The organism is Clostridium cochlearium (assembly GCF_900187165.1).
GTDB lineage: Bacteria > Bacillota > Clostridia > Clostridiales > Clostridiaceae > Clostridium_G > Clostridium_G cochlearium.
Map to the genome: position 1 here is coordinate 1,887,107 of NZ_LT906477.1, position 26,312 is coordinate 1,913,418.

Annotated in this window: 19 protein-coding genes; 1 reads left to right on the forward strand and 18 read right to left on the reverse strand. The window is 26.7% G+C overall.

The window, feature by feature from the left end; genetic code table 11:
• The 15 genes from murJ (CKV72_RS09300) to CKV72_RS09370 form a co-directional block, all read right to left on the reverse strand.
• On the reverse strand, window positions 1–1,557 hold the full coding sequence (murJ, locus tag CKV72_RS09300) for a murein biosynthesis integral membrane protein MurJ (protein ID WP_095178117.1): 1,557 nt from the start codon (window positions 1,555–1,557) through the stop codon (window positions 1–3).
• A gap of 18 nt (window positions 1,558–1,575) precedes the next feature.
• A complete protein-coding gene (locus tag CKV72_RS09305; RefSeq protein ID WP_089865519.1) occupies window positions 1,576–2,688 on the reverse strand; it encodes a glycosyltransferase in 1,113 nt (370 codons plus the stop codon).
• Window positions 2,675–3,919, reverse strand: a complete 1,245-nt coding sequence (locus CKV72_RS09310; RefSeq protein WP_095178118.1) for an O-antigen ligase family protein — start codon at window positions 3,917–3,919, stop codon at window positions 2,675–2,677. Before CKV72_RS09310 ends, CKV72_RS09305 begins: the two co-directional genes overlap by 14 nt.
• Window positions 3,920–4,025: 106 nt before the next feature.
• Entirely contained in the window at window positions 4,026–5,057 is a 1,032-nt protein-coding gene (locus tag CKV72_RS09315) for a glycosyltransferase family 2 protein (RefSeq protein ID WP_089865524.1), read from the reverse strand.
• Entirely contained in the window at window positions 5,054–6,493 is a 1,440-nt protein-coding gene (locus CKV72_RS09320; RefSeq protein WP_238056590.1) for an O-antigen ligase family protein, read from the reverse strand. The genes CKV72_RS09315 and CKV72_RS09320 overlap by 4 nt, the downstream gene beginning before the upstream one ends.
• 35 nt (window positions 6,494–6,528) lie before the next feature.
• Entirely contained in the window at window positions 6,529–7,875 is a 1,347-nt protein-coding gene (locus CKV72_RS09325; protein WP_095178119.1) for an ABC transporter substrate-binding protein, read from the reverse strand.
• Between the two features lie 15 nt (window positions 7,876–7,890).
• A complete protein-coding gene (gene murJ, locus CKV72_RS09330; protein ID WP_095178120.1) occupies window positions 7,891–9,435 on the reverse strand; it encodes a murein biosynthesis integral membrane protein MurJ in 1,545 nt (514 codons plus the stop codon).
• 17 nt (window positions 9,436–9,452) lie between these two features.
• Entirely contained in the window at window positions 9,453–10,559 is a 1,107-nt protein-coding gene (locus CKV72_RS09335; RefSeq protein WP_095178121.1) for a glycosyltransferase family 4 protein, read from the reverse strand.
• A gap of 28 nt (window positions 10,560–10,587) precedes the next feature.
• Window positions 10,588–11,328 (reverse strand): acyltransferase, encoded by a 741-nt coding sequence (locus tag CKV72_RS09340; RefSeq protein WP_095178122.1) that lies wholly within the window; start codon window positions 11,326–11,328, stop codon window positions 10,588–10,590.
• A gap of 72 nt (window positions 11,329–11,400) precedes the next feature.
• The gene (locus tag CKV72_RS09345) at window positions 11,401–12,507 is read right to left on the reverse strand and encodes a Gfo/Idh/MocA family protein (protein ID WP_095178123.1); all 1,107 of its coding nucleotides are present in this window, start codon (window positions 12,505–12,507) and stop codon (window positions 11,401–11,403) included.
• Window positions 12,508–12,564: 57 nt separating this feature from the next.
• A complete protein-coding gene (locus tag CKV72_RS09350) occupies window positions 12,565–13,881 on the reverse strand; it encodes a nucleotide sugar dehydrogenase (RefSeq protein WP_095178124.1) in 1,317 nt (438 codons plus the stop codon).
• 92 nt (window positions 13,882–13,973) lie between these two features.
• Entirely contained in the window at window positions 13,974–15,179 is a 1,206-nt protein-coding gene (locus CKV72_RS09355) for a glycosyltransferase (RefSeq protein ID WP_095178125.1), read from the reverse strand.
• A 19-nt stretch (window positions 15,180–15,198) separates the two neighbouring features.
• Window positions 15,199–17,040 carry a polysaccharide biosynthesis protein gene (locus CKV72_RS09360; protein ID WP_095178126.1) on the reverse strand — a complete coding sequence of 614 codons (1,842 nt, stop codon included), beginning with the start codon at window positions 17,038–17,040 and terminating at the stop codon, window positions 15,199–15,201.
• 301 nt (window positions 17,041–17,341) lie between these two features.
• Window positions 17,342–18,220, reverse strand: coding sequence for a UTP--glucose-1-phosphate uridylyltransferase GalU (galU, locus tag CKV72_RS09365; RefSeq protein WP_089865551.1), 879 nt, complete (start codon window positions 18,218–18,220; stop codon window positions 17,342–17,344).
• A 94-nt stretch (window positions 18,221–18,314) separates the two neighbouring features.
• Window positions 18,315–19,454: a tetratricopeptide repeat protein gene (locus CKV72_RS09370; RefSeq protein WP_238056588.1), complete on the reverse strand. Its 1,140-nt coding sequence runs from the start codon at window positions 19,452–19,454 to the stop codon at window positions 18,315–18,317.
• 102 nt (window positions 19,455–19,556) lie between these two features.
• On the opposite strand from CKV72_RS09370, the gene CKV72_RS09375 reads away from it, so the two are divergent.
• Window positions 19,557–21,017 (forward strand): aminotransferase class I/II-fold pyridoxal phosphate-dependent enzyme, encoded by a 1,461-nt coding sequence (locus CKV72_RS09375; RefSeq protein WP_095178127.1) that lies wholly within the window; start codon window positions 19,557–19,559, stop codon window positions 21,015–21,017.
• 32 nt (window positions 21,018–21,049) lie between these two features.
• On the opposite strand, the gene CKV72_RS09380 is transcribed toward CKV72_RS09375, so the two are convergent.
• The 3 genes from CKV72_RS09380 to CKV72_RS09390 are packed head-to-tail and all read right to left on the reverse strand — an operon-like array spanning window position 21,050 to window position 26,275.
• On the reverse strand, window positions 21,050–21,511 hold the full coding sequence (locus CKV72_RS09380; protein WP_169712394.1) for a 2-thiouracil desulfurase family protein: 462 nt from the start codon (window positions 21,509–21,511) through the stop codon (window positions 21,050–21,052).
• Between the two features lie 19 nt (window positions 21,512–21,530).
• Entirely contained in the window at window positions 21,531–23,891 is a 2,361-nt protein-coding gene (locus tag CKV72_RS09385; RefSeq protein WP_095178129.1) for an endonuclease MutS2, read from the reverse strand.
• Window positions 23,892–23,911: 20 nt separating this feature from the next.
• Window positions 23,912–26,275 carry a U32 family peptidase gene (locus tag CKV72_RS09390; protein ID WP_095178130.1) on the reverse strand — a complete coding sequence of 788 codons (2,364 nt, stop codon included), beginning with the start codon at window positions 26,273–26,275 and terminating at the stop codon, window positions 23,912–23,914.
• Window positions 26,276–26,312: the final 37 nt, after the last annotated feature.

A 26,312-nucleotide genomic window follows, 5' to 3' on the forward strand; every position in this document is an offset into this window, starting at 1 on the left:
TTAATTTCTTTTCACTTTTAGTTTTTGTAAAATACTATTAATTATATACTCCACCTCTGGTATTTTTAATAAATATACACTAATTAAATAAACTATTCCTCCTAAAATAGCTGAAACTAATAATGATATTAAACTTCCCTTAGTAAAATTTCCAAACTTATATAAACATATTTTATTTACAGGTATAACTACTAGTCCCATAATAATTGAGGCTAAACTTATCTTTAAAAAGGATACAAATGTGTTCTTTAAATTTATTCCTTTTAATTTTTTATTTAAATTTGATAACATAAGTAAAGTTATTATAACAGATGAAATAGTTGTAGCTAAAGTTAATCCACTTACCTGCATAGTCTTTATTAAAAATATATTTATAACTACATTAATTATAATTCCTATAAAGCTATTAACCATAGGAGTTTTTGTATCCTTTATAGCATAAAAAGCTTTATTTAATATATCCCTTACTCCGTAAGCTATCATAGCTGGAGTATATAAAAGCAATGCCTGTGAAGTTAGCTTGGCCGCCTCATCTGTAAAAGCTCCCCTTTTAAAAATTATATTTATAAGTGGTTCCCTTAAAATAGCTATGCCAAAAGCTGCCGGAATCATAATTAACAGTATCATATTTATAGCTTTATTTAAAGCATTTTTATATTCTTTTTTATCTTCTTTATTTCCTAACTTAGATAAGGTAGGATATACTATCATTGCAATTCCAATAGCGAACACTTCATAGGCTAAAGTATTTATTTTATTTGCACAATCTAAAACTGTAACTGCCCCAAAATATATATTAGTAGCAAAAGATCTATTTACAAAAGCATTTAGCTGAATAACTGAAGTGCTTATTATAACTGGTATCATAAGCTTAAATAAATTTATAAGTCTATTATCCTTAAAATCTACATAAGCATTATAATTATACCCAAGTTTTTTATATTTAGGTACATTTATTATAAACTGAGCAAAAAAAGCTACCACTGTTGCAACTGCAAATCCTGTTATTCCATATTTATTTGTTAAAAATACCAAATAAATAATATAAACTATATTAGATACCATAGCCATAGCTGCAGGTTCTAAAAATTCATTGTGAGATTGTAATACTCCTGTAACAACACTTTGAAGACTTACAAATACTAAAGATAATAACATTATTCTCATAACCTTAACAGCCATATTAAATACTTGTAGATCCTTTTGGAATCCATGAGCAAAAATATGTATTATGTCTTTAGATAGAATAATCATAATTATAGTTAATATTATAGTTACTATAGATGAAACATTTAAAACATTATTTACAAATTTGTCTCTATCTTGTTTATTTTGTTCTATATTTTCTGTATGTAATGGTATAAAAGTAGTTGTTAACCCATAACTTATAGTTGTTAATAAATAAACTACACCTAGTGCAAAATTATAAATATCAGTTATATAGGTAGCACCAAATTTAGCAGCTATTAAAGAATCCCTAAAAAGTGCAAATACCTTTCCTAATATAATTAATACCATCACAAATAAAGAACTTTTTATTACTTTTTTATTGGCCATAAAATTCTCCACTCCGCATTAGCTATTCTTTAATATACTTTTATAATGTTTATAATAGCTTTCATGAAATTTATCCATAGAGTAGCTATTTAATATATCTTCATAAAGTCTACTACCTAAGTCTTTAAGATTGTCTTTATTTAAATAACTTTCTTTCATTTTATTATAAATATCTTCTACAGAATTGGGATCTACTAAATATCCATTATTATCATTTATAATATCTGGTATATCACAAACCCTTGATGCTATTATAGGAACTTTTAATGCTCCACTTTCCAATATAGCAATGGGAGGTGCTCCCCCTTCACTAAAAGATGTTAGTATTGTTATGTCACTTATTTTTATATAATCTTTAACATTGCTTTTAAATCCCAATATTTTAACTTTATCTTTTATATTTAATTCTTCTATTTTGTTTTCAATATATTGTCTTTCTTCTCCATCTCCTAGTAGTATTAATTTAATATTATTAAATTCTTGGGATAGTTTATAAAAAGCTTTTATAGTATTTCTATGATTTTTAATAGGGTGCATTCTTGCTACCATAGTAAATATAAAATCTCCTTCTTCTATATTTAAACTATGTTTATCAATTAAACTCTGATTTTTATTACAAAAACTATTAAAATCTACTCCATTATTTACTACAAACTTATTTCCTTTAAATCCATCTTTGTCCGTTAAATCTTTTAAATGCTTAGATACACATATATAATTATTAAAACTTTTTAATCCCATTATTGAAAGTGGTGTATAAAATATTTTTTTAAATTTATTATTTAAAAAATCATATCTATAATCGCTATGAATAGTTACTACTGCTGGTACATTTATAGTTTTTTTAATTATGCAATATAAAAAATTTCCCTTAGCTCCATGAAAATTTACTAGATCTATATTATTTTTCTTTATATACTCTGAAAGTTTTCCATTTATTATTTCCTTTGAGGAAAAAGATATGGTATTTATACCCAAAGTTTTACTCTTATAATAAAGTTCTCCTTTACCTATGCAAGCTAGCTTACAGTTCATATCTTTTATATTATTGATGCATATATTTATAACATGATTTCCACCACCGCCATTATCATTTCCCGATATAACTTGCAATATATTAATATAGACCACCTACTTTTTCTCTATATTTTATTCCTTCTAAAATAGCAATTAATATCCAAAAAAATGCTATAACCTTAGGTGCTGAGAAAAAGTTATCAATAAAATTCATAGATAAAAAAGCTACAAAAGAAGCTAAAAATCCTTTATAAAAATTACCATAATATCCATTATACTTTTTTATAAAATTAATTATATTTTTAAATACAGAAATCATCATTCCTAGAAAAAATATTAATCCAAAAACGCCTATTTCTGATTGTATTTTTAAAAATATATTATGGGGATGAAAATTTTCTGAAGGATAATATTCTATTTTTTTATTTAATTTAAGCTTATAAGTATCATATAAAACTCTATAGTTTCCATTTCCTACACCTTTTACTGGATGATCTTTTATCATAAGTAATGCTATATCCCAAAGTTTTATTCTAGACATATTTTGAGATATATCTGTAAATTCTTTAAGTCTATTAAAAATAGAAGGTATGAATATAGATATTATCCCTATACCTAAAATGCCTAATATAATTTTCCAACTATATATTAAAGTAAGTACTATAAGCCCTATTCCAAAACCTAACCATGCATTTCTTGAATAGCTTAATATTATATTTATAAAAGCAATAAGAGATAATGCTCCATATATGTATTTGTGTTTTCTTTCCTTTTCATTTAAAAATAACATAATCAAAGGAAAAATTATTAATATCATAAACATTCCTAAGTTATTTGAATTTTCCATCGTAGAAAAAATTCTATTTCGAACTCCACTTTCACTTTTTTGAATAAATCCTATACCTAAAAAATATTCAGCTATACCTATTACTCCTATTATTCCTGTGGTTAAAAAATAGATTTTTAAAATATTATCTATTATTTTTTTCTCATTTAGTTCATATTTTATGATAAAAAATAATACTGCATAAGTTGCAAATCTTATGGTTTCACTTATAGCTATCTTTTTATCTGTTGCATAAATTACAGATATACTCATAACACATATTATTGCAAATATAAATAAACTCAAAGGATTTGTAAAAAAGTCTTTAAAACCTTTTATAAATCTTTCCCTAGAATCCTTATGGATTATTATGCTTAATAAATAAATCAACATAATTAATGCCAGTATTACATCTCCATTAAATGGAACATTTTTAAAGTTATATTTTCCGGGAAATATGGGCAATACCATAATATAAAGTAAAATTAACACACTTAGTATTTTTCTACTATTATTCATTTTTAAATCCTTTCTACTATTTAAATATTTAAGTTTTAGATTTTTACATTCTAAAGAAAATTAACACACAGCTATTGATATTTCAATATTGTGTGTTTTAAATAGCTTATCTAGACATTTTTGTATTTTTTTCTATAGCCTTTTTAGATTTAAATATATAGAAATTAAATAATCCATTTATAAATCCAATTCCATAACTTATATGTAGTATAGGAAATATAAAAAATATATATTTTTTTATATTTTTATTCTTTTTAATAAGTTTAAATGAAAAAATTAAATCACAAAATATATAAAGTGCTACTTCTAACATCCAAAGATAAAATATGTATTTATTAAATAAACTTAATATTGCCCCTAATATATTTGTAATTACAAAAGTTGCAGGCACTAAATGCCTTAAAGATGCAGGTTTACCATGCTTCTGCATAACCCTTACTTTCCAAAATCCATATTGATAATATTGTTTCCATAATTTTTTTAATGAGGATCTACTATAATAATAGGATTTTATTTTAGGTGATAATAATATTTTATATCCATTTTTAATAACCCTAAAATTAAGTTCATCATCTTGATTTCTAACTAACTCTTCATCAAAATACCCTATTTTATTTAAAACCTCTTTTCTATAGCATCCAAAGGCCACAGTATCTACAAAGGTTTCTTCTTGTGCATATCTAAATAAAGCATTTCCAACTCCAAAAGGAGAACTCATAGCCATAGATATAGAAGCTCCTTTATCATTTTCGTTTATAGTTTCAATAGGTCCCCCTACACAACCAACTTCATTAGAAGTTAGAGCTTTTATATTCTCCCTAACAAAATCTTTATCTGCATAAGCATGAGCTCCGAAAATAATTATAGCATCTTTTTTACTATATCTTATTCCTTCATTCATACCCTTAGGCGCTGACAATCCTTTATTATCTATTAATTTAACATTATCATATTTATTTTCATATTCCTTTATTATATCCCTAGTCCCATCATTAGACATACCATCACATATTAAAATTTCATATAAATCTTTAGGGTAACTTTGATTTAAAAAAGAATCTATACATTTTCTAATATAATTTTTCTCATTCCTACAGGGAATAACTATAGAAACTGTTAAGTCTTTTTTTGAATTCATATTTTACTCTCCTTAAGCTTTGTGTGTTCTTTTTTATGAGATAATTCTATAATTCCAAATATTATAAATATCACTAAAGTACCTGTTATTACTCCTTTATGATTAAATTCATTTCCAGTAATTAATGAAAATATACTATATATTATAACAGAATTTAATGCTCCTCTATTATATTTAAAATTAGTTTTTGCAAACTTTAATCTGTTTATTATAATAAAAACAAACACTATAGCTGCTATTACACCAAATTCCACTCCTATTTGCAGCAATAAATTATGAGCATGTTCTAAAGGATAGTGCGCTGCTGTTGAATTAAATCTAATATGTTCTGGCATTAACAAATATCCTTGAAAAGAAAACTTTTTATACACCTGTGAAAAATTGCCTCCTCCTATACCAAAAGGATAATTTTTCATAATAATTAAATCTGTGAAAATTGACTGCATTCTAGCTACTGCAGATTCGTTATTTAAAAAGGATGTTGTAGTTCCTCTATTTATTATATAGTGAAAAGCTGGTTTAGCTAAAATTAATGCTGGTATTAACATAGCAAATATAATTTTTTTATATTTGCTACTTATTAAAGATATAAATAAAACCATAAGGTAACATAACCATGCGCCTCTACTAAAAGATATAAGTATAGCCAAAGAATAATTTAAAAAAGATAAATATAAAAATAATTTTTCTCTTTTGTTATTTTTCTTATAAAGTATCATTTCTAAAAGCAATGGAATTATGGAAATTAATATTCCTGCAAATATATTTACATTGTGGAATCCAAAAGTTAAAAAAATCCTATTTTTCTTTATGGAACTTAAAGTTACTCCCTTACTTAACAATTGAAAATATCCATACAAACAGCTAAAATTCAATGCTACAATTAAACAATAATATACCTTGTATTTATCTTCTTTATTAAAATAAGTAATAAAACAAAGCATTAACATAATTGGAGTAACAAGTCCTATATAAACTTCTCTTAAACTGCTAAATATATTAGCTGCATAAAAACTACTATTTATACAAAATAAGAGAAATGCTAATATTAAAAATATAAATTTATATGATAAAATATTCTTTGATCTATATAACTCTTTTAAAGTATTTAATATATCCTTGATACTTGATAAAAATAATATTGTAATATATACCGTTTCAAATGTAATTTTCATAAATAATAAATCAAAATAAAATAACCTTCTTACTGTAGTAAATATAGGTAACAAAAGTAAAAACATTAAAATAGACTTTCTTTTATCTTCACATATTAAATATATATCTAATATTAGAAAGAACAAAGCCACTAAAAGCATTGCTGCATTTTTAATTCCAATTCTTTTAAAGGAAATTAAAGTAAATATTAGTGATATTATAGCTGATATTCCTATCACTTTATAATGTTGTTTTAAATATTTATGTATATCTTTATACATTATTGACACTTCTCCATTCATATATTATCCTAAGTCTATTTCTTATAGTATTTAAAGTCAAAATTCTCTTTTTCCTCTGCAAATTTAAAATAATTATCATACTGTTCATTTAATCCTTTTATAGATTCATCTATAGTCTTATCTCCTTTTATTGCATCTAATATTAAATTTATTTCTAAAGAAGAATTTCTACTTAAAAATATAGTTGGATCATAATCTTCATTTTTATATTTATCTATTTTGTTATATTCATCATATATATCTTTATTAACTTTTGTATCTTTTACATTTACTGGTAAAGCACTTCGAGTTCTTAAAACCTCTCTATTTACATCTTCACTTAAAAGATATTCATATACTTTTTTTATTGCAAATTTTTTATTTTCATCTTTAACAGATTCATTATTAACAACTAAAAAATTCATATTTTGCACATAATAATAAATATTATTTTTATTATTATTTACTTGAAGTAAATCCTCAACTCCCATATCAAAATTTAGAGGAAGTATATTGGAAAAATAGCCCTTATCTTCAAAGGTACTTATCATCATAGCTATATTATTTTGATAAAATTCTGATCTAAGCTGATTTCTACTTTTTTTATCAAAATTTTCATCAATATAATTTAATTTATACATTTTATTATAAATATTCAAAATTTCCTTAGCATAATTAAAATTGTATTTTCCTTCTTTATAGTCCCAAAAGCTAGTATATATATTACCTGAGTTTACACTAGGCTCTCCTATGGATACTTTTACATCTTCATACTCTTTTAATGGAAATGCAAAAGGGGTAACCTCTGGGAATTTATCTTTTATTATTTTACTATAAGCTATAACTTCTTCCCAGTTTTTAGGAGGTTTATTAGGATCTAATCCAACTTTTTTAAATAAATCTTTATTCCATATAAACTTTACATTGGTTTCCATTAATTTTATACCTAAAGGCATCTCTTTAAATCTCACTATATTTGATTTATCTATATTCTTCATATCTATATTTATTTTATCTAAGCTAGCTACCTGTTCATTTTTCATAAGGGTAGAAAATCCATATTCAAATATATCTGGTCCATGACCTGAAGCTAATGTAGTTCTTATTGCATTATAATAATCTTCCTTATATTCGGTAAAAATTATATGTATATTATCTTTATTTTCTTTATTAAACTTTTCAATTTGATAGGATCTAGTAGGAGATATTACACTTTTTTTCATCCATAACCTAACTATAGTTTTATCTTTTAATTCTGGAGGTAAATTTTCTTTTTCATTTGCATAACTTTTATAATATTTTAGTTTATATACCCCTGATGCAAATAATATAAGTATTATTAAAGTGCAATATATTATAGTCCTAATTTTTCTATTATTCATTTAACTCTCTCCTAATCACTTTTTAAACTTTAATTTGATTAAGTCCTGTAATTCTTCAGTTTTTAATATTATTAACATTCCTACATATACTAATGCACCTACTGCTGTAGATATAATTATATTTATAAGTAAATATAAATTATTCTTAGGCATAATATTATATAATTGTTTATTACAAAGTGATACTGCCAATGCCATTATAACCCCTGATAAGGACATTTTAAGAAATGCAATAAATATTTTTCTATAATTTACTCCTTTTAAGCGGATCTTTATTTCAATAAATAAAATTAAAGATAAAATAGTTACTGATAAAGTTGTAGCCAATGCAATACCATTTACCCCTAGCAATGGTCCTAATAATAGAACTAAACCTACATTAACCACTACCAATATAAATCCATTTATCATCGGTGTTACTGTATTTTTCATAGCAAAAAAAACTTTCCCTAGTATGTCCATTAAAGAATATCCAAAAGCAGAAAAAGACAAATATTTTAAACACATAGAGGTAGCTCTTGTGGCTTCGCTATCAAATTTACCATGCTCTAAAACCAATTTTATAACAGGTTCACTTAATGTAGCTAATCCAAAAATTAATGGAATAGCAACTATCATAACTAAATTTACAGACTTTATAAATAACTGTTTAAACCCTTCCATATCATCCACTGCAAATTTTTCTGTTAATTTAGGATAAAATACTGTAGTTATAGACACTATAAATACTTGATTTATTATAGTACTAAATTTACTAGCATAATCTATTACAGAAATGCTTCCCTCTACCAAATTTGAAGCAAAATCTCTTGCCACCATAAGATTTATTTGAGATACCGCACTACTTATAAGTATTGGAATAGCTAAAATTAACATTCTCTTCACATTTTCATCTTTAAAATCTATAATAAATTTATACTTATAATTATTTTTTAAGAAGGGCCTTTGAGTAAGTGCTTGAGCTACTGCTCCTAAAAAAACTGATACTATTGCTGCTGTTAATCCGTACCTCTTATAAAATATTATAAGACCTATTATAATAACAATATTTGCAGCAATTCCCGTTAAAGCTGGTTGCACAAACTTTCCATAGGATTGAAGATATCCTGTGTATAATCCACTTACAGCTAAAAATATTATAGATGGCATTAAAATTCTAGTTAACTCTACAGTAATATTAAAACTTTCTCCTTCAAATCCACTGGCAAATAAGTTTACTAATTGTGGAGATAATATAACCGCAATTATTGATAATAGTATACATAATATGGTTATTATATTTAATACATTATTGAAAAATCTATTGGCTTTTTCCTCATCATTTTTTATATTAGCAAATATAGGTATAAAAGTAGTTACTAATGCTGCTGCTACAGCACTAAAAAACACCTGTGGCATTGCACTGGCTGTTTTAAATATGTCAGATTCTCTAGTAGCTCCTAATTGAATACCAACTATGAATTCTCTTAAAAAGCCTGTAAACTTGCTTATTACAAGCATTATTGTTATAAGCATGCTATATTTTGCTGCATTCTTAACATCTTTTTTTAATTCAGACATAACTCCTCCAAAATCGCTTAACTTAATTTTTCATATGCGTCTAATAATCTTTTTTCACATACAGACCAATTGTAAAGTTTTTTTACCTTTAAATAACCTTTTTGTCCCATAATTTTTGTCTTTTCCAAATCATTAGACAATACTTCAATGGCTTTAGCTATACTCTCAGGTGATGTAGCTTCTACTAAAAGTCCACTTTCTGCATCCTCCACTATATTTCTTACCATAGGAAAATCACTACCTATAATAGCTGTTTTACTGCTCATATACTCAAATAATTTTATAGGTTCTGCATTTACATATCTCCAATTATCTGGTTGCAATATAACAAAACCTGCATGAGATTTTTTCAAATAATCAAAAACCTCTACATGTGGAATTTTCCCTGTAAAAACTATATCTTTATTCTTTAAATTTTTTTCTATAAATTCATAGCATTTTGATTCAAAGTCTTTGGTTTCAAAAGGTCCTATAAACATATATTTACAATCTTCTTTTTTTACTAATTTAATAGCTTCTAATATTTTAAATATACCTCTATCTTCTCTTAATCCACCTACATATATAAAAGTTGGCTTATCTACTTGCTCTTTTACAAATTCTTCATCTTTTAAAACAGGATAATTAGGAATTAATTCTACATTTGAATTGTATTTTTTAAATTTATTTACTAATAATTCATTGACTGTAACAATACAATCTGCTCTTTTACCTAAACTTTTCTCATACAAATATATTAATTTTTCCATTGGCGCTTTTATAGCACCAAAATGTTCTGCAAAAGCTTCTGGATGATATTCATGAGAATCATATATTATTTTACATCCTAAGGCCTTTTTAATCTTTGTAGCCACTTGAAAAGAATCTGGTTCATGAGCATGGTATATATCTGCTCCTAATTCTTTTGCTATATTAAACATATCTTTCATAGGCCTTATTCTATCTCTCCAGTTTTTTCTAGGAGGAAAACATTTTACAACAATTCCATCATCTGTAATAAAATCCTTATATCCTGGAGCTATCATATATATCTCTTTATATTTCTTTCTTAAAGACAATATTTCTTTATAGTAAATTCTATTATCAAATACATCATGTCCTGATGTAAGCATACATATTTTCACTTATTTCCCTCCTGAAATTAGCTAATTATTATTGGTTCTTTAACAATTGATCTTCTGGAACCTTTCTAAGTTCCCTTGCTGGATTTCCAACTACTATAGTCTCCTTTGATACGTCTTTTGTAGCTACACTTCCTGCTGCTACAAATCCATCTTCATTAATTACTTTACCTGGTAATATTGTAGCTCCTGCACCTATTCTTCCACCTTTTTTAACAGTTACTCCTTTAAACTTTCCAAACCTTTCTTTAGATCTTGCTGCATAATTGTCATTAGAGGTTACTGCACAAGGTCCTATAAATACAGAATCTTCTACCTCTGAGTAAGCAGTTAAATATACATTAGTTTGTATTTTACAACTTGATCCTACTTTACAAAAATTCTCTATAGTAGCACCTTTACCTATTATAGTTTTTTCTCCAATAGATACATCTTCTCTAATAACTGCTAAATCTGCTACAAGAGTTTTCTTACCTATTTTACATCCTACATATATAATAGCTCCAGCTCCTATTAAACATTCATCTTCAATTTTAGTAGGCAAATAGCTTTTTTCATCTTTAAAAATACTATTTACAGATCTCATAGGTTCTTTTCCTATTACTGTATTATCATCTATTCTTACATTATTTCCTATTTTACTTCCTTTATGAATTATAACATTATGACCTATAATACAATTTTCTCCTATAACGACATCATCTTCTACTACAGTAAACTTTCCAAAAGAAACATTTTTTCCTATGCTAGCTTTTTCAGATATATAATTCATAATAAACTCTCCCTATTTTAAACTTTTAATACTACTGCTTAAACACATTTAAACAGTAGTATTTTTATTATCTTATCTTTCTTTACCACTTAGTTTTACCATATCCATTGTTGAGAAGTTTTCTAATGGGAATTTAACTGCTTCTCCTGTAAGTCTTGATTTATATGCTGCTAAAATTATAGCCATACCTTTTTTACCTTCTTCACCATTTATTAATGGTTCTTTATTATTCTTTATAGCATCTATTACATCTTTATATAATGTGCTATGACCAAATCCATAAACTGTATCTGGATCTCCTTCTTGTTTCTTTAAAATATCTTCTTCACTATCTAGTTCATCTGCAAATTTCCAAGTTTCTATTTTGTTTACTGCAAGTCCTCCTATTACAGCTGTTCCTTTTTCTCCAAAAACACTTAAAGTTTCTTCTAAATTTTTAGGATATACACAAGCTGTTCCTTCTATTATACCTATAGCACCATTTTTGAATCTTATTATTATTGCACCAAAATCTTCTGCTTCTATGTCTCTTAGAAATGTTCCACATTGTGCATAAACTGTGTCTATTTCTCCTCCCATCATCCATTGAAGCAAATCTATATTATGTATACATTGGTTCATTAATGTACCACCATCTAATTTCCAAGTTCCTCTCCAAGGTGCTTGTTCATAGTATCCCATATTTCTATTCCATAGTATTCTTGCAGTTCCATTTACAAGTTTTCCAAATCTATCTTGTTCTATGGCTTTTCTCAATTTTTGTATGGGTTCATTAAATCTATTTTGATGGCAAACTGCTAATTTAACATTATTTTTTCTTGAACATTCTATCATATCATCTGCATCTTTTATAGAAAGAGCCATAGGTTTTTCTACGATTACATGTTTTCCTTTATTCATACAATACATTGATATTTCTGGATGATATCCACTTTCAGTTGAAATAGCTACTATATCTATTTCTTCTTTTTCTAACATTTCTTTATAATCTTCATATAAATGAATCTCTACTAATTCCTTCATTCCTTCTATGTACTTATCTTTTTCAAGTTCTGCTTTTTTTATATCTATATCACAAAGTGCTACTAATTTTATCTCTTCTTTATTATTTATTAACGCTTCAACATGTTTGTATGATATTCTACCACAACCAATAATAGCTACCTTTAACTTTTCCATAAAATCACCTCATAATTTTATTATAAGGATAAGTCTTTAGACTTATCCTTATTTATTTTAAAGTTTATATATCTTTTCTGTATTTCCCTTAACATCTTTAGTTGCATTTCTTGTATCATAAATTAAATCTGCTTTATCTGCTAAAGCTTGATAGTCTACATCACTGTGAGCTGTAGTTATTACAACAATATCAGAATCTGAAACTACTTCTTTCCAATCTACTGAATGATAAGTTTTTCCTTTATGTTGAAATTCTGGTATATATGCATCATGATAAACAATTTCTGCTCCATGGGATTCTAATTGTTCTATTACCTTTAATGCTGGAGACTCTCTCATATCATCAATATCATTTTTATAAGCTACACCCATTAAAAGTACTTTTGAACCATTTAAGGATTTTTTCTTTCCGTTTAAAAGTTTCATTACATTTTCTAATACAAATTCAGGCATATAATCATTTATTCTTCCAGAAGTTTGTATTAAACTTGTATGGAAATCATATTCTTTTGCTTTCCATTCCAAATAAAATGGATCTAATGGTATACAATGTCCCCCTAATCCTGGTCCAGGATAGAAAGCCATAAAACCATATGGTTTTGTTTTAGCCGCATCTATTACTTCCCAAACATCTATATTCATTTTGTTACATAGTATAGCAATTTCATTTGCTAGTGCTATATTTATATTTCTAAAGGTATTTTCAAATATTTTTTCCATTTCTGCAATTGCTGGTGATGATACTGTAAATACTTCACCTTCAAGTACATTTTTATATAATGTTGCAGCAACTTCTGTACATTCTTCTGTACATCCTCCTACTACTTTTGGAGTATTTTTAGTTTTAAACTGTTTATTTCCTGGATCCACTCTTTCTGGTGAGAATGCTAAAAAGAAATCTTCTCCACATTTTAGTCCTGTGGATTCTAAAATTGGTTTTAACACTTCTTCTGTAGTTCCTGGATATGTTGTACTTTCTAATACTACTAACATACCTTTTTTAAGATACTTAGCAACACTTTTAGTTGAGTTTTCTACATAAGATAAATCTGGTTGTTTATATAAATCAAGTGGTGTTGGTACACATATAGCAACTACATCTACTTCACCTACAAAGCTAAAGTCTGTAGTAGCTTTTAATTTACCATTGTTAACTATGTCTTCTAAATCTGAATTAACTACATCACCTATGTAATTATGTCCTTTATTAACCATTTCTACTTTTTGTTCTTGAACATCAAAGCCTATTACTTCGTAACCAGCCTTTGCCTTTTCAACTGCTAATGGCAATCCTACATATCCTAATCCTACTACTCCAAGTTTTGCTGTTTTGTTTTCTAATTTTTTTATTAATTCATCTCTTATCTGTGACATCATTTTACCCTCCCAGGTTTCATAAGATTTACAACTAAATTATATACTTTGTTAATATTATGGTCAAACTTTTTATATTATATAGTTTTTAGTTATTTTAAAATCATTTCATTATAAATAGAAATCATTTTATCTGCATTTACATTCCAAGTAAACTTATTTAAAACAGTTTCAATTGCACATTTCCCTATATCTATTCTTTTATAGGGATTTTCTATTAAAAATTTCATTATTTTTACTAATTCTTCTATATTCTTTCTTTCCACTAAAAATCCATTAACACCATTTTCTATAGCATCTTCTATGCCTTCACCTTTCACCCCAATAACAGGTATTCCCTGTGCCATAGCCTCTATATAAACCATTCCAAAACCTTCTTTATAGCTTGGAAGAGAAAATATATCATACTGTTTCATAATATCAATAACTTCTTTATGCTCTAATTTTCCTAAAAAAGACACATTATCTTCTAAACCTAGTTCTTTTATTAATTCTTCAAGTTTCCCTCTATATTCTCCATCCCCTATTATATCATAGGAAATGTTAGAATATATTTCTTTTAATTTAGCTATAGCCTTTAAGTTTATGTGTATTCCCTTAGTTTCTTTTAAATTGGATACACTTAAAATCTTTATTAAATTTTTATTAATTCTATTTTTTTCAATATAATTCTCTTGTATTTTATCCACACTTATATAGTCTTTATCAATACCATTGTTGACTACCTCTATTTTATTGTAGAAATTTTCATCTTTTACTACATTTTTAAGTTTATTACTTACAGTTATTATTTTATCTATATGGTTTAAAACATTAAACAAAGCTTTTTTACAATTAATATTTCTACTTATTGTATTTTGAAAATCTTGACCATGTATAGTAACTACATGGGGAACTTTAAATTCTTTATTTAAAATCATTCCTGCATATCCATCTGGAACTGCAACATGGGAATGAATTAAGTCAAATTTAAATTCTTTATAAACTTTGTTTATTATTCTTTTAATTCCCTTAGCCATAAAAAAACCTGATCTATGAAACATTATGCCTTTAGGAAACTCTAAATATCTTGGATAATATACATCTATACCTTCAATATTTGTTTTGTAAGGTATTTCTCTATATCTTGCCCATTTTTTACTAATTAGGTTCAATGGAAAAGGCGCTAAAGGTACTGGACTTATTACCTTCACCTCTATTCCCTTTTCTTTTAGAGTTTTTACTTGTTGGTGAACAAATATTCCTGCCATACTATTAAATGTTGAAGGATACATATGCGATATAATTAAAACTTTCATATAATTCACCTTTAATATTTTAATTTGTTTTTCTTTTATATGTTGGTACTTTTATTTCCATTAGTTTAAAAATACTTTCTTTATCTTTATAAACTATGTTTCTAAATTCATTTATAGATTCCTTTATAAAATCAATATTGTACTCTGTAGGTTTTTCCACATATATTTTATCATGTTGTGTATTAGTTAACGCTACTTCATCCATTAAAATTTCTTCATATAATTTTTCTCCAGGTCTTAATCCAGTGTATTTTATTTTTATATCTATGTCTGGTTCATATCCTGAAAGTCTTATTAAATCCCTTGCCAAATCCTTAATTTTAACTGGTTCTCCCATATCCAATACAAATATTTCTCCACCCTTTGCCATACCCCCTGCTTGTATAACTAATTGAGCAGCTTCAGGTATAGTCATAAAAAATCTATTTATTTCTGGATGAGTAACTGTAACAGGTCCACCATGGGCTATTTGCTTTTTAAATAATGGAATAACAGAGCCATTACTTCCTAAAACATTTCCAAATCTAACTGCTACGTATTCTGTTTCACTTATTTTATCAAAGGCTTGTATCATTATTTCACAAAATCTTTTAGTTGCCCCCATTATATTGGTAGGATTTACAGCCTTATCTGTACTTATTTGCACAAATCTTTTTACTTTATATTCATGACTACATTTAACTAAATTATAAGTACCTATTATATTATTTTTTACTGCTTCTGCAGGATTATTTTCCATTAATGGAACGTGCTTATGAGCAGCTGCATGGAAAACTACTTCTGGTTTGTATTTTTCAAATATCTCTCTTAGTCTATCTTCTTCCCTAATTGATGCTATTATTACCTCTTTATCTAAATTAGGTTGACTATAGTTTAATTCCATTTGAAGGTCATAGGCATTATTTTCATAAATATCTAATATTAAAAGCTTTTTAGGATTAAATCTTGCAATTTGCCTACATAGTTCTGAACCAATAGAGCCTCCTCCACCAGTTACCAATACTACTTTGTCTTTTATGTACTTGTTTATATCCTTATTATTTAATTTGACTTCTTCTCTTCCCAATAAATCTTCGATACTTACATCTCTTATTTTACTAATACTTACTCTTCCATCTATTATTTCATATATTCCTGGAAGAGTTTTTAACTTTGCCTTAGTATTTTTGCAAATGTTTATTATTTCTCTTTTAGTTTTTACATCTACAGATGGAATAGCTAGTATTATTTCTTCTATATCTTTTTCTTCGCAAATATTTATAATATCTTTTCTAGTACCTATTACTTTTATTCCATTTATGGTTCTTCCCGTTTTTTCTTCATTGTCATCTATAAGTCCTATTATGTCATAGTTTAAATTGGCACTTTTCTTTATTTCTTTAATTAACAGTGCCGCAGCATCACCTGCGCCTATTATAAGTAACCTATTTTTCTTTTTATCACAAATTTTACCTGAATGTCTTTCATCCACTATTCTATATAAAAACCTTGTCCCTCCCAAGAATGCTACAGATAGTATCCAAAATATTATATGTGCAGCATAAGGAAATCTCATATATCTGGTTTCCAACAATTTATAAGTAACAAAATAATTATATAGTATAATTACCACATTAGATAAGGATATGGAATAGATTATAGACATTAGCTCTTCAATAGATGCATATTTCCAAATGCTATCATATAGTTTAAACATTTCATTAAAAAATAAAGTTATTAAAATTACTGGTATAATAGCATATTTAAAAAATTCCATATACTCATTGGATATCATAAAATCTAATCTTAGTAGTAATGATAAGTATAAAGCTAAAACCAGTAATATAATATCATAAACTATGAGTTTCTTACTTTTATTCAATATATCACTTCCCGAATAAAATATTTTAACCACCTTAATAATTTTACCTCATTTTTAAAATTATTCAACCAAAACCTTTAATTAATGAACAACTAACAATGAATAATGAACAATTAATGAAGATTTTCTTCCCACCGTCAGAAAATCTATAATCTTATTAAAAAAGTAGATAGTTATTGTATAAAAAAGTTCATTCAGCTTTGCTGAACATCAAAGTTTTATATAATTAAAATTTTTTCCTAATGTCAATGGAGAAAAAATATCCATAATTGTTCATTGTTCACTATTAATTATTCACTATTCATTCTGTTTTTATCTTATCTGAAATACCTAAAAGATACTTTTCAAATTCATCTTTTATTTCTTCTTTCCTTAGGGCAAATTCTATAGTTGCTTGTAAAAATCCTAATTTATCTCCCACATCATATCTTCTGCCTTCAAAATTATATGCATATATGGCTTCTTTTGAAGCTAGTTCTCTTAAAGCATCTGTTAGCTGAATTTCTCCACCTTTTCCTGGCTTTATAGTGGATAACATTTCAAATATTTTAGGAGTTATTATGTATCTACCTAATATAGCTATATTAGATGGTGCTTCTTCAACTTTTGGTTTTTCTACTAAGCCCTTTACCTTATACACATTATCTTCTATATATTTACCATCTACTATACCATATTTATATACATCTTCCCTTGCTACTTGTTGTACCCCTAATATAGTTGTTTTATATTCATTGTAGCATTCTATAAGTTGCTTTAAACAAGGTTTTTGGCTATAAACCACATCATCTCCTAGCATAACTGCAAAGGGTTCATCTCCTACAAAAGTTCTAGCACAACTAATGGCATGACCTAATCCTTTAGGCTCTTTTTGTCTAATGTAATATATCTCTGCCATGTTAGATATATCTTCTACCATTTTTAACATATCTTTTTTCCCTGTATCTCTTAATTGCTGTTCTAATTCTACAGATTTATCAAAATGATCTTCTATAGCCCTTTTATTTCTACCAGTTATAATTAATATTTCTTCTATTCCAGAAGCTACAGCCTCTTCTATTATATGTTGAATAGTGGGTTTATCTACTATAGGAAGCATTTCTTTAGGTTGTGCCTTTGTAGCAGGTAAAAATCTTGTTCCTAAGCCTGCAGCTGGTATAACTGCCTTTTTCACCTTCATAATAATATCCCCTTTCATGATATAATAAAATTTAATAATTCCCCAATCAATAATATATAATTTACATAAAATTAATTATTATACTATTTTTAATTTATATATTTTTTAGAATACCCTCTAATTCCATTACTATTTCATCTTCCGGTTTTATTTTTTTTGCTATTTCTAAATGTTCCTTAGCCTCTTTTATTTTTCCTATATTTAAATAACACATAACTAAATTAGTACATACTTCCACAGCCTTTGTAACTTCAAATACTTTTCTAAGATATCCTATAGCTTTTTCATATTCTCCTAAAGCTGCATAATTTATACCTAATTCATTAATTACTTCTGGTATAGCGCTATCTATATTTATAGATTTATTTAAATAATATATAGCTTTTTCATAGTTCTCCAATATTCTATATGCTATTGAAACATAATAATATATTAATGGATCATCCTCAAATTCTTCTAATAATGGAATTAAAATTTCTAGTGCTTCTCTGGGGGAATCATATAATATCTCTTTTGCTTTCTCATAATCCACTATAGATTTAAGAGCTACTCTTAAATCCGTTATCTCTTTAGTTTCTTCTCCTCCTCTAACTAAATAGTTATTTAGTAAAAATAATGCTTTACTATAATCTCCATTTTCTTTATTTATGATACATTCATATAAATATGGTAATGGATAATCCTCGAATAATTCTTTAGTTTTATCTATTGCCCATAACTCCTCATCTATATAGCTTTTATCTAAGCTTCTTAATCCGTTCACCAATAATAGTAGCTTTTCAAAATTTTCTTTACTGCTATCTACTTGAATAAGTCCCTTTAAAGTTATATAGGCATCTTCATATTTTTTTTCATCTATTAATTTAAATATTTTACCCTTTATAAACTTTATACTTTCAGGTATATTTTTTATCATTTTTATATAGTATTTATTATATTTAAACTCCTTATCTGCTCCCATTACAAAAAACATACCTTCTATAAAATTACTTATAGATATCTTTTCCATATTATTTCCATTTTTAACTTCTTTAATTATCTCATCAGCATTGATTGGTAAATATACTTTTTCTTTAATTGTTACCTTAAAAATATTTTCTAATTTGTTTTCGTCTACTTCCAAAAACAAAACCTTTTCTAGTTTTTCTGAAAAAGATTTTCCATTATTCAAATTACATCCATCTCCCTTACTTTTAATTTGTTGTTCATTGAATATGCTTATTGCAATTGCCAATTATTTAAACTATAATTAATATTGCTTTAAATACATACACTATAGTCATGAGACATTGTTATTTAAAGACTTTTAACTGATATTGAAAGAAGGTGTTATTAGTTGTATAGATTAGATCAATACAAAACTCCATTATTTGATGCATTAATGGAATATGTAGATAGAGAAACTATACCTTTTCACGTTCCTGGTCATAAAAAAGGAGTAGGAATAGACGAAGAATTTAAAAAGTTTATAGGTGAAAATCCTTTTAAAATCGATGTTACTGTTTTTAAACTAGTTGATAGCTTGCATCATCCTACAGGTCCTATAAAGAAAGCTCAAGAATTAGCTGCTGATGCATATGGTTCTAAAGCTTCATTTTTTTGCATTCATGGTACTTCTGGCGCCATACAGGCAATGATAATGTCAGTAGTTAAATCTGGTGATAAAATAATTATACCAAGAAATGTTCATAAGTCAGTAACTTCTGGCATTATATTAAGTGGAGCAACTCCTGTTTATATGCAACCAGAATTAGATAAAAGAGTTGGCATCGCTCATGGTGTTACTCCTGAAACTGTAGAAAAAACCCTAAAAGAAAATCCTGATGCTAAAGCCGTATTAATAATTAATCCGACCTATTATGGTGTGGCTACAGATATTAAAAAAATAGCTGATATAGTTCACAGTTATGATATTCCTTTAATTGTAGATGAAGCTCACGGACCTCATTTAGGCTTTAATGATAAATTGCCAATGTCCTCTATTGAAGCTGGTGCAGATATTTGTTGCCAAAGCACACATAAAATAATAGGTGCTTTAACCCAATGTTCCCTACTTCACGTTGGTTCTGAGCGAATAGATGTAAATAGAGTTCAACAAATATTAAGTTTACTTCAAACTACATCTCCTTCATATATACTAATGGCTTCACTTGATTGTGCCAGAAGACAAATAGCTATAAATGGTAAAGAATTATTAGATAAAGCTATAAATTTAGCCAATTATGCTCGTGAAGAAATCAATAAAATTCCTGGTTTTTATTGCTTTGGTAAAGAGATTATAGGAAACCCTGGTGTTTTTGCCATAGACCCTACTAAGATAACTATAACTTGTAGAGATTTAGGCATTACTGGTTTTCAATTGGATATGATTTTATCTAATAAATATCACATTCAATTAGAATTATCGGATTTATATAATGGCTTAGCTGTAGGCTCTTTTGGCGATACAAAAGAAAATATAGATGCACTAATTAATGCACTAAAAGAAATAAGCCAAGAATATAAAAATAACGAAAATAAAAAATCTGACTTTATAGATATACCAGCTATACCAGAACAAGTTCAAATCCCTAGGGAAGCTTTTAATAGTGAAAAAGTAGTTCTTCCTTTAAAAGATAGTAGAGGAAGAATAAGTGGAGAATTTTTATTAGCTTATCCCCCTGGAATACCTGTGCTTTGCCCTGGTGAAATAATCACAGAAGAAATAATTAATTATATACAAAAATTAAAGGATACTGGTCTTTATGTACAAGGCACAGAAGATTCAGAAGTTAATTTTATAAAAGTTGTAAAGTAAAGTCCTTATATTAAGGACTTTACTTTTTATATCTACTCATTTAACAACTTTTCAATATATTCTTCATTGTAAATTTTTATGTTTTCCCTTTTAAGCAATTCTGCTGTAACACCATTTCCTCTTATTTTTTTACCTGAAAAATTACCATTATAAATAGTACCAAATCCACAAGAAGGACTATTGGATTTTAATATGGCTTCTTTTACACCTAAAGCCTTAGCTATTTTTAAAGTTTCATAGGCCCCTTTTACAAATTTATCTGTTGAATCTTTGTAAGTTTTGCTTAAAACTTTTCCTTTTCCATCTAATACTTCTGATGCAGTACTATTTACTATTTCATGTGGTTCCCTTGGCGTTTCCATTCCGCCTAATTGCTCTGGACATACTGGTATTAATCTTCCTTCCTTTAAAAGTTTTTCTACTCCTTGTTTTAAATTATTTTTACCATTATATTTACAATTCACACCACATAGACATGCACTTATAATTTTCACCATTATAACCTCCATAATACTATTTTAACTCTACAACAGTAACACCCGTTCCGCCTTCTCCATATTCACCTAATCTATACCTTTTTACTTGCGGATGCCTTTTCAACATATCATTTATAGATTTTCTCAAAACTCCTGTACCTTTTCCATGTATTAGGATAACTTCTTTAAGTCCTGCTACATATGCCTCATCCAAATATTTATCAGTATTATAGATAGCCTCCATAGAATCCATTCCTCTTAAGTCTATTTCTGGCTCTACCATTTTTAATCTCAATTTAGCTTCTCTTTTTCTTGCCTTTTTAGTCTCTTCTTTAGGTTTATCTATAACTCTTAAATCTTCTAATTTTACATTTATTTTTATAATACCTGCCTGTACTTGAACTTCTCCCTTATTGTCTGGTTTAGAAAGTATTATTACCTTTTGATCCAATTTAGGAAGATAAACCTCTTCACCTAAATTTACTTTCTCTATCTTTTTTCCTTTTTCTTTATTTAAGTTTTCTTCTTCTTTTTCAAGTTTATGCATCTTATTATTTAATTTTTTTCTTTCTTCTTCAAGCTTTTGTCTAGCTGTAGATGAATAACCCATTCTTTCTAGTTCTCTTATATTTTTTAATATCTCATCCGCTTCTTCTTTTGCTTCCTTTATGATTTTTCTAGCCTCATCTTGAGCATTTCTTAATAATTTTTCTCTATTTTCTTCTACTACTCTTAATTTATCTTCATATTTATCTTTTAATTTATCTGCTTCTAATTTGTACATTTCTGCTCTTCTTGCATCATCAGAAGCTTTTATACTTTTAGATTGTAATTTTTCAATAAGATCCTCAAATCTTAAACTATCACTTTCTATATTCTTCTTAGCCTCTTCTATAATGTATTCACTTAATCCTAATCTTTTAGATATTTCAAAGGCATTAGATTTTCCTGGCACACCTATCAACAATCTATAAGTAGGCTTTAAAGTTTCTACATCAAACTCTACAGAAGCATTTTCTACTCCTTCAGTTTTTAAGGCATATCCTTTTAATTCACTATAATGAGTAGTAGCTACTATTTTACATTTTCTTTTTCTTAATTCTTCTAAAATTGATATAGCTAAGGCGGCTCCTTCTGTAGGATCTGTTCCTGCCCCTAACTCATCAAATAATACCAAAGATTTATTGTCTGCCTTAGATATTATATCTACTATATTCACCATATGAGATGAAAAAGTTGAAAGACTTTGTTCTATACTTTGTTCATCTCCTATATCAGCAAAAATTTCTTCAAAAAACGCTATAGTTGAATTCTCCTTAGCAGGTATTAACAATCCGCTTAATCCCATTATATGTATCAAACCTAGAGTCTTTAGTGTTACAGTTTTTCCACCCGTATTAGGTCCTGTTATAATTAAAGATGTAAAATCTTTACCTAAATATATATCTGTTGGAACTACTTTTTCAGCATCTATTAGAAGATGTTTTCCTTCTATTATATCTACTACTCCATCTTCATTAACCTTAGGTAAAGTACAATTATTATGACTTGCAAATTTAGCTTTTGCAAATATAAAATCCAACTCCCATATTATCTTAGCATTAATATTTATTACATCTAAATTATTATAAACCTTTAATGAAAGCTCTTCTAATATTCTCTCTACTTCTTCTCTTTCTTTTAGCAATAATTCTTTTATTTCATTATTTAGATTTACCAAGCTCATTGGCTCAATAAATAAAGTGGATCCAGAAGAGCTTTGGTCATGAACAAGTCCTGGTACAGCACCCTTATGTTCTGCTCTTACTGGTAGTACATATCTATCTCCTCTTATGGTATAAATATTTTCCTGTAAATAAGGAGAGTACTTTCTAACTAAAGAATTTACCCTGTCTCTTAATGAATCATTTTTATCTCTTAAAGCTCTTCTTATACCATAAAGCTTTAAGCTTGCTCTATCCGCTATTTCATCATCACTTATAACCACATTAAATACAGACTCTTCTAGCCCTTTAAGCGGCTCTATACTTTCACATATATCTTCTATGTTTTCATGAGGACTTTCTTCATATTTTCTTGCCACATAATCTTTGAATCTTCTTGCTGATCTTAAAATAGATGCTACTTTTAGTAGTTGACCTGGTAATAAAACCATAGCTTTTTCTACTCTAATTAAAATATCTCTTATATCATATATTCCTTCAAAAGGCGGTTCCCCTTTTGTTTGAAGTAAATCTAAAGCCTCCACTGTTTCTTTTAAATGCATTTCTACTTCATAAAGACTTTCATATGGTTTTAAATTATCTATTATATCCTTTGCTGCATTAGTTTTTACAAAGCTTTTTAATTTTTCCTTTATCTTATAAAATTCTAGTACTTTTAAAGCTCTTTTGTTCAATTATTAAACACCTCGTTATTTTATTCTACACCTCTTTTATAGTGTCCCCTTGTATAATTTTTAAAATCTTTTTTCCATTTTTTATTTTTAAATGCTTTTAATATTTTATCAGCTTCATTGTAATCTTCATCTGTAAACTCCATTCTAAAAGAGTGTATACCCATTTCTTCTAATTCTTTTATATATTGAATTAAATTTAAAGGAACTGTATTTAAAATATGACTTCTGCAAAATTTATCTGTTACAATTGGAAACTTTTCTCCCTTTCTATCAATTAAACTAAAATTATCCTTTTGACAAACATTATTACACTCTTTTAATTTATTTTTATGAGAAAAAGAACTTCCTATAGGACAATACTCACTTACCATAAGTTCAATTCTTCCATAAAGTAATAGCTGAACAGGTATACTACTTTTTTTCAAAACATCTTTTATTTCCATTTTATTTAACTCTGTACTTAAGCAACCCATATATATAATATCTTTAAAAAATTCTAGGGAGTAACTATTAAACATATTAAGTTTATAATCTCCTATAATTGATATTTTATCTTTAAAATCATTTATAATTCCTAAATTGGCAGTTATTATGCCTTTTATATTATCTAAATTATTATTTATATATTCATAAATATAATTATATTCCTTTTTTATTATATTAGGTATTTTCAAGTATATATTAATTTCTTCTTTATTTAAACATGAAATATCTAATTGATTGTCTCTGATAAAAGGATTTATACATATATTTTTTATACCATTTTGTATAACTGCTTTCAATTGTTCTTTAGTTTTTACTGTTGCAATACATTTAGGTAGTTCTTCATTACATTCATATTTTTTATTACCTTTATCTAAATTTATTTCTTCTTTTGATACATTTCTCCTATATTTTTTAAGTAAAAACTCTTCTAGTTTACTTAAAAACTCTCTTCTAGCTTCGTTTATTTTTGAAACTGGTAAAAATCCTTCTTCGTAAACCTCAAAATTTATGTTTTCAAATATAAACGGAGTATCTCCTGTCTTATCTACGTTTTCTTTTATTTTTTCAATACTTAAAGGTCTTTTTATTGCCTTCTCTACAATTTCACCTTCAACTGAAATAAGTTCATCACCTATATTAGTGTATATAGTTATAGGCATTTCTTTTTTAAATACTATATTTATTTTTATTTTTATTTTTTTACCATAAGGTTCTTCAAAATATATACTATTTTCTTTTAGTAATTTTACATCTGATGTTTTGTATAATTTATCTCCTTTTTTATAAATATCAGGATATATTTTTACCAAATCTCCTGCATATGCAGTATCTACTTCTTTATTATTTTTTATTATTTTAGATACAGTAAATCCCTTTTCATTAATTCTAATACCATCACCTAAAGTTAATTCTTCTTTTAATTTAATATTAGATTTATTTTCTACATCTCCTATATATATACCTGTATTTTTAGGGAAATTTTTTGATATCATGTCTATTCCTTCATTGCCATAAAGATACGCCTTAGAAAAACCTTCTCTATTAAATAACTTTAATAAATTTTTAGTTTTCAATTTATAATCTATTTCTTTAATATTTCCATTGTAAAAACTATCAATCACTTCTCTATAGCTTTTAACTACCCCAGCTACATATTCTGGACGCTTCATTCTACCTTCGATTTTAAAAGAATGAGCTCCTGACAAAATAAAATCTTCCACATTTTCTATAGTACAAACGTCTTTAGGACTTAATAAATATCCACTTTTTTTCTCATTATTTTTATTATTTACTATGGTATAAGGCAATCTACAAGGTTGAGCGCATCTTCCCCTATTACCACTCCTCCCACCTATTAAGCTACTCATTAGACATTGTCCTGAATAACATATACATAATGCTCCATGTACAAACACCTCAGTTTCAACCTTTAAATTATTGGATATATTCCTTATTTCTTCTATTGATAATTCTCTTGCTAAAACTATTCTCTCAAATCCAACTTCTTGTAATAATTTTGCTCCTTGAATATTATGTATTGTCATCTGCGTAGATGCATGAATTTCAAAATCTGGAAAATATTTTTTAATTAAATAGAAAAGACCTGTATCTTGAATTATAAGAGCGTCTACTCCTATGTTGTAAAGATATCTTATATATTCTAAAGCCTCTTTTAACTCTTTTTCTTTTAATAAAATATTTACTGTTACATATACTTTAACACCATATATATGGCAATAATCTACTGCCTTTCTCATTATTTCTTCATTAAAGTTTGATGCATAAGCTCTAGCTGAAAATTTACTTCCACCTAAATAAACAGCATCTGCACCACTTTGCACAGCAGCATATAAGCTATCAATACTTCCTGCTGGTGCTAATAATTCTACCTTTTTCATAATCCACCTCTCTAATTAAATCTAATGATTATTATAC